The organism is Dickeya lacustris, from assembly GCF_029635795.1.
Taxonomy (GTDB): domain Bacteria; phylum Pseudomonadota; class Gammaproteobacteria; order Enterobacterales; family Enterobacteriaceae; genus Dickeya; species Dickeya lacustris.
In genome coordinates, this window is record NZ_CP114280.1 from 1,960,858 (window position 1) to 1,972,794 (window position 11,937).

12 protein-coding genes and 1 tRNA gene are annotated in these 11,937 nt (G+C 53.3%); 8 read left to right on the forward strand and 5 right to left on the reverse strand.

What is annotated here, in order from left to right; all coding sequences use genetic code 11:
- Window positions 1–20: 20 nt before the first annotated feature.
- The 5 genes from ubiA to O1Q98_RS08875 form a co-directional block, all read right to left on the reverse strand.
- Window positions 21–869 carry a 4-hydroxybenzoate octaprenyltransferase gene (ubiA, locus tag O1Q98_RS08855; protein ID WP_125258191.1) on the reverse strand — a complete coding sequence of 283 codons (849 nt, stop codon included), beginning with the start codon at window positions 867–869 and terminating at the stop codon, window positions 21–23.
- A gap of 36 nt (window positions 870–905) precedes the next feature.
- Window positions 906–1,421, reverse strand: coding sequence for a chorismate lyase (ubiC, locus tag O1Q98_RS08860; protein WP_125258190.1), 516 nt, complete (start codon window positions 1,419–1,421; stop codon window positions 906–908).
- A 253-nt stretch (window positions 1,422–1,674) separates the two neighbouring features.
- Window positions 1,675–3,321, reverse strand: coding sequence for a chaperonin GroEL (gene groL, locus O1Q98_RS08865; RefSeq protein WP_125258189.1), 1,647 nt, complete (start codon window positions 3,319–3,321; stop codon window positions 1,675–1,677).
- A gap of 50 nt (window positions 3,322–3,371) precedes the next feature.
- On the reverse strand, window positions 3,372–3,665 hold the full coding sequence (locus O1Q98_RS08870) for a co-chaperone GroES (RefSeq protein ID WP_164512946.1): 294 nt from the start codon (window positions 3,663–3,665) through the stop codon (window positions 3,372–3,374).
- Window positions 3,666–3,859: 194 nt separating this feature from the next.
- The gene (locus O1Q98_RS08875) at window positions 3,860–4,366 is read right to left on the reverse strand and encodes an FxsA family protein (RefSeq protein WP_125258187.1); all 507 of its coding nucleotides are present in this window, start codon (window positions 4,364–4,366) and stop codon (window positions 3,860–3,862) included.
- Window positions 4,367–4,797: 431 nt separating this feature from the next.
- Here O1Q98_RS08875 and aspA point away from each other — a divergent pair, with 431 nt between their 5' ends.
- The 8 genes from aspA to ccdB all read left to right on the forward strand — a co-directional run bounded on the left by aspA (window position 4,798) and on the right by ccdB (window position 11,794).
- The gene (gene aspA / locus O1Q98_RS08880; protein ID WP_125258186.1) at window positions 4,798–6,237 is read left to right on the forward strand and encodes an aspartate ammonia-lyase; all 1,440 of its coding nucleotides are present in this window, start codon (window positions 4,798–4,800) and stop codon (window positions 6,235–6,237) included.
- Window positions 6,238–6,408: 171 nt separating this feature from the next.
- On the forward strand, window positions 6,409–7,710 hold the full coding sequence (locus O1Q98_RS08885; protein WP_125258185.1) for an anaerobic C4-dicarboxylate transporter: 1,302 nt from the start codon (window positions 6,409–6,411) through the stop codon (window positions 7,708–7,710).
- Between the two features lie 136 nt (window positions 7,711–7,846).
- Window positions 7,847–8,191: a divalent cation tolerance protein CutA gene (gene cutA, locus O1Q98_RS08890; RefSeq protein ID WP_125258184.1), complete on the forward strand. Its 345-nt coding sequence runs from the start codon at window positions 7,847–7,849 to the stop codon at window positions 8,189–8,191.
- Window positions 8,167–9,912: a protein-disulfide reductase DsbD gene (locus tag O1Q98_RS08895; protein ID WP_125258183.1), complete on the forward strand. Its 1,746-nt coding sequence runs from the start codon at window positions 8,167–8,169 to the stop codon at window positions 9,910–9,912. Before cutA ends, O1Q98_RS08895 begins: the two co-directional genes overlap by 25 nt.
- Before the next feature lie 119 nt (window positions 9,913–10,031).
- Window positions 10,032–10,607 (forward strand): division control transcriptional repressor DicD, encoded by a 576-nt coding sequence (dicD, locus tag O1Q98_RS08900; RefSeq protein ID WP_125258182.1) that lies wholly within the window; start codon window positions 10,032–10,034, stop codon window positions 10,605–10,607.
- 150 nt (window positions 10,608–10,757) lie between these two features.
- Window positions 10,758–10,833 (forward strand) — tRNA-Phe (locus O1Q98_RS08905).
- 434 nt (window positions 10,834–11,267) lie between these two features.
- Window positions 11,268–11,486 carry a type II toxin-antitoxin system antitoxin CcdA gene (gene ccdA, locus O1Q98_RS08915; protein WP_012773205.1) on the forward strand — a complete coding sequence of 73 codons (219 nt, stop codon included), beginning with the start codon at window positions 11,268–11,270 and terminating at the stop codon, window positions 11,484–11,486.
- 2 nt (window positions 11,487–11,488) lie between these two features.
- Entirely contained in the window at window positions 11,489–11,794 is a 306-nt protein-coding gene (ccdB, locus tag O1Q98_RS08920) for a type II toxin-antitoxin system toxin CcdB (protein ID WP_125258181.1), read from the forward strand.
- Window positions 11,795–11,937: the final 143 nt, after the last annotated feature.

Sequence of the window (11,937 nt, forward strand, 5' to 3'; positions counted from 1 at the left end):
TTGCCGCAGGGGAATCGTGCTTACAAGCTGAATAGAATGCCGAAAAACAGCACCATACCAACGTAGTTATTGTTTTTGAATGCGCGAAAACAGTTATCGCGCTCACGCCCGGCAATCAATTTCTGTTGATAGGCAAACAACGCCGCCGCCGCCAAAACAGACCAGTAGAACACCTGCCCTAATGCCATCATCCGGCCAAGCGCCAGCATTGCAGCTAATGTCATCAATTGCAGTACGCCGATGATAAGCGTGTCGTGGCTGCCAAACAGAATAGCGGTAGATTTCACGCCGATTTTCAAATCATCATCGCGGTCAACCATTGCATATTCGGTGTCATAGGCAACAGTCCAGCAAATGTAGGCGAAAAACATCAGCCAGCAGGTCGCCGGTAACGACTCGCTGACGGCAGCATACGCCATCGGGATTGACCAGCCAAAAGCGGCCCCTAACACCAGTTGCGGCAAATGGCTGACGCGCTTCATAAACGGGTAAACCCAAGCCAGCGCGAGCGCCGCCACCGACAGCCAAATCGTCATCTGGTTCATGGTCAGCACCAGCCCAAAGGCCAGCAGCACCAGTACCACAAACAGCACCTTAGCCGATTGCTCACTCACCAACCCCGAAGGCAATGGGCGCGATGCGGTGCGTTTCACATGCCCATCGAAATGGCGATCGGCATAATCATTGATGACACATCCGGCGGCACGCATCAGGAAAACACCCGCCACAAACACCAGCAACGTCCAGGTTGTCGGTGTGCCGCGTCCGGCCAGCCATAATGCCCACAGCGTTGGCCATAACAACAACAGTGAACCAATCGGATTATCAATACGCATCAAACGGCAATATGCCCCACAGCGTCCTGACATAAACAGTCTTTCCAACGCCTGATTCTCCTTCTGCACTCAGTTCTGACAAACATCGGGGAAATAGAGGGGAGCCTGCGGTAAAAATAGCTCGGTAATCAGCAGAGGATTACCCGATAACAGCAAGCGCGAGCGCCGCACCCATAGCGCATCACATCGCCCCATTTGAATCACATCGCGCGGTGGCGGCCCCTGCAAAAACAGGTAGCGTCCTAACGGCGTCGAACCGACCTGGGTCAGGTCAAGATCGGCTTCATCCAGCGTCTGCTCAGGTATTACCGTGCGGCCAAACAGCCAAGGCGTACCATCTCCGAGCAGTGTGACCTCTCGCAACCAGTAACGCTCACTCAGTGGCAACAGGGCAGACTCCCCGGCAACATCCGGCGAGGTGATAAATCGCTCCTGATTCACTTCGACACTCAGCTTTAGGCAATAGCGCTCCAGACGGCGTGTCATCGAGTCGTGATAAATCAGCCAATCAGCAGCCAGTGCAGGAATATCCTCTGGTGCGCACCACATCGCCGAGCGCAGGCGAGCTAAAGCCTCATCAGACATGTATCCCCTTCCACCCGGTGTTTAATAAATAAAATAAGCGGCCTTATTGTAGCGCAGACGCGCCTTAGCGCGAAGCTATGCCTGATTGCCAATCAAAATACCGTAGCAACAATTTATCAACGTCACCTTAACGATGCAGGGATAGCGTTAGCCGTAAAAAAAAACGACCCGGCACATGCCGGGTCGTTACTTCAGCTATCAAAGCCTTAAACTATCAAGGCAAGGCGACAACATCGTCACCTGCATGTGGCAATTACATCATGCCGCCCATGCCGCCCATGCCGCCCATACCGCCAGCAGCACCTAAGTCAGGCGCGTCGCCTTTCGGCAGCTCAGTCACCATACATTCGGTGGTGATCATCAGGCCAGCAACGGAAGCCGCATACTGCAGCGCAGAACGGGTCACTTTGGTCGGATCCAGAATACCCATGTCGATCATGTTGCCATACTGTTCAGTGGCCGCGTTGTAACCGTAGTTACCTTCGCCCGCTTTCACGTTGTTAGCAACCACAGACGGCTCTTCACCGGCGTTGGAGACTATCTGACGCAGCGGCGCTTCCATCGCGCGCAGCGCAACTTTGATACCGACGTTCTGGTCTTCGTTCTGAGCAGTCAGAGAAACCAGTTTAGCCGCTACGCGCACCAGCGCCACGCCACCACCGGCAACCACGCCTTCTTCAACGGCAGCACGGGTCGCGTGCAGCGCATCTTCAACGCGGGCTTTCTTCTCTTTCATTTCGACTTCGGTCGCAGCACCGACTTTGATAACCGCAACACCGCCAGCCAGTTTAGCGACGCGCTCTTGCAGTTTTTCACGATCGTAGTCGGAAGTCGCTTCTTCGATCTGCTGGCGAATCTGGGTAACACGACCCTGAATAGCCGCTTCGTCGCCCACGCCATCGATGATGGTGGTGGTGTCTTTGTTGATGACCACACGTTTAGCCTGGCCCAGGTCTTCCAGCGTCGCTTTTTCCAGCTCCAGACCGATTTCTTCAGAAATCACCGTACCGGCAGTCAGGGTAGCGATATCTTGCAGCATTGCTTTACGACGGTCGCCGAAGCCCGGTGCTTTCACCGCAGCCACTTTCACGATACCGCGCATGGTGTTAACCACCAGCGTTGCCAGTGCTTCGCCTTCTACGTCTTCAGCGATGATCAGCAGCGGTTTGCCTGCTTTGGCAACGGCTTCCAGCACCGGCAGCATTTCGCGGATGTTGGAGATTTTTTTGTCAGCCAGCAGAATGAACGGGCTTTCCAGTTCAACAGAACCGGTTTCCGGTTTGTTGATGAAGTACGGAGACAGGTAGCCGCGATCGAACTGCATACCTTCCACCACGTCCAGCTCGTCTTGCAGACCAGAGCCTTCTTCTACGGTGATAACGCCTTCTTTGCCCACTTTCTCCATCGCTTCGGCAATCAGTTTGCCTACGGTTTCATCGGAGTTAGCAGAGATGGTGCCGACCTGAGCGATCGCTTTGGTATCCGCGCAAGGTACAGACAGTTTTTTCAGTTCTTCAACAGCGGCAATAACGGCTTTGTCGATACCACGTTTCAGATCCATCGGGTTCATACCCGCAGCAACGGCTTTCAGACCTTCGTTGACAATGGCCTGTGCCAGTACGGTCGCAGTGGTGGTACCGTCGCCCGCAGCGTCGTTCGCTTTGGAGGCTACTTCTTTCACCATCTGTGCGCCCATGTTTTCGAACTTGTCTTCCAGTTCGATTTCACGTGCTACGGACACGCCGTCTTTGGTGATGGTCGGAGAGCCGAAGGACTTGTCCAGCACTACGTTACGACCTTTCGGGCCCAGCGTGACTTTGACTGCATCAGCCAGCACATTTACGCCACGCAACATTTTTACCCGAGCGTCATTACCGAATTTTACGTCTTTAGCTGCCATTGGTAGTTTCCCTTGAATTCGTTTCGTTCAGTACAGAAGATTACGTGAGATTAGGCTTCAACAATCGCCAGGATGTCGCTTTCAGACATGATCAACACTTCTTCACTGTCGATCTTCTCAGTCTTCACACCGTAGCCATCATTGAAAATGACGATATCGCCTACTTTCACGTCCAGCGGTTTCACGTCGCCGTTCTCCAGGATGCGGCCATGGCCAATGGCCAGGACTTCACCACGGGTAGATTTACCCGCTGCAGAACCGGTCAGAACGATGCCGCCAGCAGATTTTGACTCGACTTCTTTGCGCTTGACGATCACGCGGTCATGCAATGGACGAATTTTCATTGATAGCTCTCCTTTGAGAAAGTCCATATCAGTTTAGGTAAAACGCCGGTCATCCTCTGACAACCGGCCTTGTGGTGAACTAAGTGGGGACGTTTGATAGCGCTTCAAGGGAGGAAAACAATTTTTTTTGCATTAAAGCGCACTTTTTTTGCCGACCCACCTTTTTTTTGCCGACCCACCTAGCCGGTTCAACACTAACGCCGGGTGACGTCATCATCCGATGACGAACCATCACGGTTTTCAGTACGTGGATGATGCAACGACGGATGGTCATCTTTACGCTGGAACTCGCCGTCAAACACATTGCCTGACGTGCCGGAACCCGCCGTTCCCGAACGGCCACGCCAAACCTGCAAATGCGGCATCAGCTTAAGCGTCAGGTGCTTTTGCACCGGCGGCAGCAACAGCAGTAACCCGAGGAAATCGGTAAAAAAGCCGGGCAACACCAGTAAAAAACCGGAAAAAATCAGCGAGACGCTTTTCACCATTTCAGCAGCCGGACTTTCTCCCGCCTGTAAACGCTGCTGCATCAGCATAATGTTCTTCAGGCCCTGGTTGCGCACCATTGACACGCCAATACAAGACGTCAACACCACCAGCAATAGCGTCAAGGCCACACCCAGCACTTCAGCCACGCGAATAAAAATGGAGATTTCGATATAGACGAATAAAAAAATCAGCAAAAACGGTAGCCAGCGCACCTGGAACTCCTGTGGTTACATTAACCCATTGATAAAAAATAAATTTACACACTAATCGACCCATTCTTACTGCGCCGGGTCATCATGAACGGGTATGAAAAGACGCCCTGCTTGCGTGGTACAGTACAGAACTTCAGGCGGCCCGTATCGGCGAACGATTATCAAGAGATGGGAGTGACAATGCCCTTTTTCAAGCCAAAGGCCGCGATATCGTTCGCCGCCATCATCAAGGCCATGACTCTCATCACAGTTCATACAGCAAGGGGGAGAACACCGCCCAGATGTGATCGGGGCAACGGAATTCCTGCATGACTACAGAATATCATAACAACAACGGCAAGCGTGGTGGTTAAACATTCTGCTGCCGTCCTCCACGGTAAGACGATACATCCTATAAATTCTAATCGACAGAAGTAAAAGAGAAGGCTCTCATGTCAGATAACATTCGTATTGAAGAAGATCTGTTAGGTACGCGCGAAGTTCCGGCCGATGCTTACTACGGTGTCCACACACTGCGTGCGATAGAAAACTTCTATATCAGCAACCAAAAAATCAGCGATGTGCCGGAATTTGTACGCGGCATGGTGATGGTGAAAAAAGCCGCTGCCATGGCAAACCGTGAACTTCAGACCATACCGCGTAAAATTGCCGACACCATCATCAAAGCCTGCGACGAAGTGCTGGTTAACGGTAAATGCCTCGATCAATTCCCGGTAGACGTGTTTCAGGGTGGCGCGGGCACATCCGTCAACATGAACACCAACGAAGTGCTGGCCAATATCGGTCTGGAGCTAATGGGGCACCAGAAAGGCGAATACCAGTACCTCAACCCCAACGATCATGTGAATAAATGTCAGTCCACTAACGACGCCTACCCGACAGGCTTTCGTATTGCGGTATATAGCTGCATTCTGAAGTTGGTCGAAGCCGTTACTGTGCTGTCCGACGGGTTTGACAAAAAAGCCAAAGAATTTGAAAACATTCTGAAAATGGGGCGCACCCAGCTACAGGATGCCGTGCCGATGACGCTGGGCCAGGAGTTCCACGCGTTCAACGTGCTGCTAAAAGAAGAGAATAAAAACCTGCTGCGCACCGCAGAGCTGCTGCTGGAAGTGAACCTTGGCGCGACCGCTATCGGTACACGCCTCAATACCCCCGATGGCTATCAGCAACTGGCGGTACAAAAACTGGCAGAAGTCAGCAAACTGGCCTGCGTCCCGGCAGAAGACCTGATTGAAGCGACCTCTGACTGCGGTGCCTATGTGATGGTACACAGCGCGCTGAAACGTCTGGCGGTGAAACTGTCTAAAATCTGTAATGACCTGCGCTTGCTCTCCTCCGGGCCGCGCGCTGGTTTAAATGAAATTAACCTGCCGGAATTGCAGGCCGGTTCCTCCATCATGCCAGCCAAAGTCAACCCGGTGGTGCCGGAAGTGGTCAATCAGGTGTGCTTCAAAGTGATTGGTAACGACACCTGCGTCACCATGGCCGCTGAAGCAGGCCAGTTGCAGTTGAACGTGATGGAGCCGGTTATCGGCCAGGCGATGTTTGAATCCACCCAGATTCTGACCAATGCCTGCTATAACCTGCTGGAAAAATGCGTCGAAGGTATCACGGCAAATAAAGACATCTGTGAATCCTACGTGTTCAACTCTATCGGTATCGTTACCTACCTCAATCCGTTTATCGGCCACCACAATGGTGACATTGTGGGTAAAATCTGCGCCGAAACCGGTAAGAGCGTGCGTGAAGTGGTGCTGGAGCGCGGCCTGCTGACCGAATCCGAACTAGATGACATTTTCTCGGTACAAAACCTGATGCATCCAGCGTACAAAGCCAAACGCTACACCGAAGACCAAGACGCGTCCTAACTCCGTAATGTCTTCTCTGTAAGGCACGTCAGTCCGTTAGGGCTGCGTGCCTTTGTTCTATCCACTATTTTGCGCGCTGCAAAAGGCCAGCCTTTACCCATAATCATAAGAAAAAGATATGGAAAGACGTTTTGCAATGTCACGGGCAACAAAATCAGAAGGAACATCAACATGCTTATTCTGGAACTCTTTATCGTACTCCTCGCTATTTATCTGGGGGCCAGGCTTGGCGGTATCGGCATCGGTTTCGCCGGCGGGCTAGGGGTACTGGTGCTCACGCTGGGATTTCATATCAAGCCAGGCGCGATTCCGTTTGACGTAATAGAAATCATCATGGCGGTAATTGCCGCTATTGCCGCGATGCAGATAGCAGGCGGTATGGACTATCTGGTGAGTCTGGCGGAAAAACTGCTGCGCCGCCAGCCACGCTACGTCACCTTTCTCGCACCGTTAGTGACGTATTTCATGACGCTGCTGGCAGGCACTGGCCACACGGCGTTTTCCACCCTGCCGGTTATCGCCGAAGTCGCCAAAGAGCAAGGTATTCGCCCCTCACGCCCGCTGTCGATAGCCGTGGTCGCCTCGCAAATTGCGATCACAGCATCGCCGATTTCAGCCGCCGTGGTGTTTGTCGCCGGTCTGCTGGAGCCCAAGGGCGTCAGTTATCTGGCGCTGCTTGGCATCTGCATTCCCAGTACGCTGATTGCCATTCTGCTGACGGCTGTCATGACGAACTTTTTGGGTAAAGAGCTGAAAGATGATGAAATCTATCAGGAACGCCTGCGTAAGGGCGAAGTGTCCTTACGCGGCCAAGGCCAGCAGGTGCTGAAACCGGGTGCCAAACGCTCTGTCGGCTTGTTCCTTATCGGGATCATTGCTGTGGTGCTGTATGCCACCGCCATCAGCGACACCGTAGGGCTTATCCACAACCCGGTGTTACCTCGCAACGAGGCGATTGTGGTGTTCATGCTGACTATCGCCACGCTGATTTGCCTCACCTGTCGCGTCGATACCGCACAAATTCTCAGCGCCAGTACCTTTAAATCTGGCATGAGCGCCTGCGTGTGCGTAATGGGCGTTGCCTGGCTGGGTGATACCTTTGTCAAAGCACACATCACCGATATTCAAAGCACCGCCGGTACACTGCTACAAAGCCACCCGTGGATGCTGGCCGTCGTCTTGTTCTTCGCCGCCACCTTGCTCTATTCACAGGCGGCAACAGCGAAAGCATTAATGCCCGCCGCGCTGCTGCTGGGCGTCAGCCCGGTGACGGCAATTGCGTCCTTTGCTGCCGTATCGGCGCTGTTTGTGCTGCCTACCTACCCTACGCTGCTGGCGGCGGTAGAAATGGATGACACCGGCTCGACCCGTATCGGTAAATATGTGTTCAACCATGCGTTTTTGATCCCAGGCGTAGTGGCGATTTCGTTGTCAGTCGCCTTCGGTTTTGTGATAGGCCACATGGTGCTCTGACGTTTCTGGCGCACGGGCATGACTCCATGCCCAATCGTAAAGTTTTTTGGGATCGACCCTATCAGGGCGATCCCGCCTTATCATCCCCCGCCTTGCACGCTATAGTGTCCTCACCGTTACCCTTATCGAGGTCACGATGTCCGACTCAACACCCCCATCCGCACCGCACAACGCGGTGGTGGTACTGTGTACCGCACCGGATGAAACCTGCGCCCGGCAACTGGCCCAGTCAGCGCTAGACGCAAAACTGGCTGCCTGTGTCACCCTATTGCCGGGGGCAACCTCTCTCTACTATTGGGAGGGAAAACTGGAACAGCAGACGGAGATTCAACTGCTGCTTAAAAGCGACAGGGAACACCAGTCCGCCTTGCTGACTCACCTGAAACAACAGCATCCTTACCAGACACCAGAACTCTTGGTGCTGCCGGTCGAGGGTGGCGACAGCGACTATCTCTCATGGCTCAACGCATCTTTGCTGTAATCATGCTCTGTCTTGGCGTACTACTGAGTACGTCGGCTGCGGCACAAAACCCGTTCGGGCGTACCAGTCAGTCTCAGTTTGTTCCTGTCGATCAGGCGTTTACGCTGGATTTTCAGCAACGTGACCATACTCTCACCGTGAGTTGGCTCATTCGCCCCGGCTACTACCTTTATCGCCAGCAAATCGTACTGGAAAGCCCTTTTATCGACGGTGGCACGGTCAATTTGCCGCCCGGCGAAGCGCATGAAGATGAGTTCTTCGGCAAGGTAGACGTCTACCGCCAGTCACTGACGCTGGCTGTGCCGCTGCGTGACATTCCTGCCGATACCACAATCCGGGTTCGCTATCAGGGGTGTGCGGAAAAAGGGTTATGCTATCCACCGGAAACCCGCGACCTGCCGCTGAGTGCCACCACCATCACGACCAACAGCGGCGCATCCACCTCTGCCGCTGCGTCTTCACCGGTAACGGCCCTCCAACCGGTGCCCTCCGTGGAGCCTGTAACGCGCCCCTTCTCTCCGCTTTGGGCTCTGTTGATTGGTATTGGCGTTGCCTTCACGCCTTGCGTACTACCGATGTACCCGCTGATTTCGGGGTTGATTCTGGGCCAGCGTCAGCGTTTGTCCACCACGCGTACCTTGCTGTTAACCCTGCTGTATGTGCAGGGCATGGCGTTGTCCTACACCCTGCTCGGCCTGATTGTCGCGGCAGCGGGCCTGCACTTTCAGGCGGCCCTGCAACACCCTTATGTGCTGATTGGGCTTTCTGCGCTGTTTGTCGCACTGGCGCTATCCATGTTTGGCCTCTATAACCTGCAACTGCCCTCTTCCCTGCAAACCAGGCTCACGCTCTGGAGTAACCGTCAGCAGGGTGGGTCTGCCATCGGCGTCTTTGCCATGGGCGCGCTGGCCGGGCTGATTTGCTCGCCCTGCACCACGGCTCCGCTCAGTGCGCTACTACTGTATATCGCGCAAAGCGGCAACCTGCTGGCTGGCGGCGGCACCCTCTATTTGTATGCGCTGGGAATGGGGCTGCCGCTCGTCGGTGTCACCCTGTTTGGCAACCGACTGCTGCCCAAACGCGGCCCCTGGATGACCCACATCAAAGAAGGGTTTGGCTTTGTCATTCTGGCGCTGCCGGTATTCCTGCTGGGACGCGTGCTGGGTGAAGTCTGGGAATGGCGCATGTGGGCGTTACTTGGCGTGGCGTTTTTCGGCTGGGCGTTCGCCCTCAGCCTGCGCAGTCATACCGGCGGTATGAGAGTGGTACAGATTTTACTGTTTCTGGGCGCGCTGCTGGCGGCACGCCCTTTGCAAGATTGGGTATTTGGCCCCGCTGTGCCGGACACGTCGGCATCAGCCCGGTTGTCATTCACCCGCGTTGGCTCGCTCGGTGAACTGAGCAATGCGCTGGCACGTAGCGAGGGGCGCATCACCATGCTCGATCTCTATGCTGACTGGTGTGTGGCCTGCAAAGAGTTTGAAAAATATACCTTTAGCGATAGCGGAGTGCAGGCATCACTCATGGCGCTACAGCGGCTGCAAGCCGATGTCACCGCCAACAACGACACACAACGGGCGCTGTTGCAGCACTTACAGGTTTTAGGATTACCGTCTATTCTGTTTTTTGATGCCAGCGGGCGCGAAATTCCTGGCTCACGGATAACCGGTTTGATGGATGCGGCGACGTTTTCATCTCATCTCAAACAATTGCCGCGATAGCATCTGCCGATATAGCATCAACCGGTATAGCATCTGCCGGCACAGCATCGCGGCTGGCCGCTTGAGCAAGCGCTATCGACCAATCAAGCCTGCAATACAGGCAACACGGGAGACACATCATGCAACGGGAACAGGTACTGGAACAGGCGCTGGTGTTGCTGGAACAAAGCGGTTTTGCCAACATCACCGCCGAGAAGCTGGCGCAGCAACTGGGCATCAGTATGGAGGCCTTAACCCCGTTCTGGCCCGATCGCGATGCTTTGCTCTACGATTGCCTGCGCTACCACAGCCAGCAAATTAGTACCTGGCGCAAACAGGTGCAACTTGACCCTCAACTCAACCCCCGGCAAAAGCTCCTGATACGCTATCAGCGCTTGCAGGACGCCGTGCGCCAACAACGCTTTCCCGGCTGCCTGTTTATTGCCGCCTGTAGTGCCTACCCTGACCCGACGCATCCTATCCACCAGCTTGCCGAACAGCAAAAGCAGGCCTCTTTTCAATACACCCGGGCATTACTCGACGAACTGCAAACCGATGACGCCGACATGGTGGCGCAACAGTTAGAGCTGGTACTGGAAGGCTGCCTGAGTCGGTTGCTGGTAAAACGCCAGTTGTCCGACGTGGAGGTGGCGAAACGGCTCGCTGAAGATATCTTGCACATGGCACTGTGCCGTAAACATGGCGCGCTGGCATAGCCATCAGCACAATACTCACACATTAATGAACGGCAAGCGCCGATTATTTACGCAAAAAATGCAGGAATGCCGAAAAAGCAGGCAAACTCACCATAAACCAACGAATTCACGTTGACGAGATCGCCTGAATCCGGTTTAATGCGCCCCGTTGCCCGGATAGCTCAGTCGGTAGAGCAGGGGATTGAAAATCCCCGTGTCCTTGGTTCGATTCCGAGTCCGGGCACCATATTTAGAAAAACCAGCCTACAGGCTGGTTTTTTGCTTTTCAGCTTGCGGACTCTCCATCGAACACCGTTCGATGACTCGCTTCTTTGAAGCCCATTACGTGTTAACGCAGCAATTGCGACTGAAACCGATACTACCTGCCAACCAAAACTCGCTTACCTTTCAATTATCACCAGCCATTTACTGATGCGCACTCAGCAGCACTGCACTTATGTTTTCTACATCATGCCAGACCCGCAGAAAAAGCGGGCTATTAAACTGCTGTTCAATAGCATCAAACACGTCATCGCGAATCCCGCTGGAAGTGCAGCACCGACACGTTTTTCAGGTTTATACGTTTTGAGGCGTCGAGTAAGTTGGCATTGAATTTTGGCTAATTGCTGAACAAAAATGCGGGGTATATACTGAAAGTATGCATAGAAGAGGAGCACTATCATGAAACACCGCGTCAGCGTTACCGTGGACAAAGACAATTATCAGGTTCTGAGTGCTGCCGGAGTCAACATTTCCGGGCTGGTGAATGATGCCATTGGCAAAGAAGCCCGCCGCATCAAGGCTGAGGAGTGGAAGAAGGAAAACCGCGAAGGGATGGAAGAAGTCGCCCGATTTATCGCACAGCATGGCTCCTTTGCGGATGAAAACAGGAACTGGTGATCATGCAATTCATTGTTTATGAATATAAACGCGCCAGTCACTACACAATGCTTGTTGATGTACAAAGTGATATTGTCGAGACACCGAAGCGGCGCATGGTCATCCCGCTTATCGAATCACATCGCCTATCCGAGAAAGTGAATAAAACATTGTTCCCTCTGATTAGCATCGACGGCGAAGATTATCGGCTGATGACGACTGAATTATCGAGCGTTCCCGTTGAAGTTATTGGTGAAGTTATTGCGGATCTTGGCGACTACGCGGATGAGATCAAGGATGCTATTAATCTTATGTTTTGGGGGATTTAGAGTGTTTACATAGCACTATCCACAGCATGGATATGCTGAAAATTGCCTAAAAGTGAATTGTTAATTTAAGCGGCTACTTACAGTGTCAAACCATTATGTATAAAGTGGGTTACCTTTAATGACAACCCACTTTATAACAATAC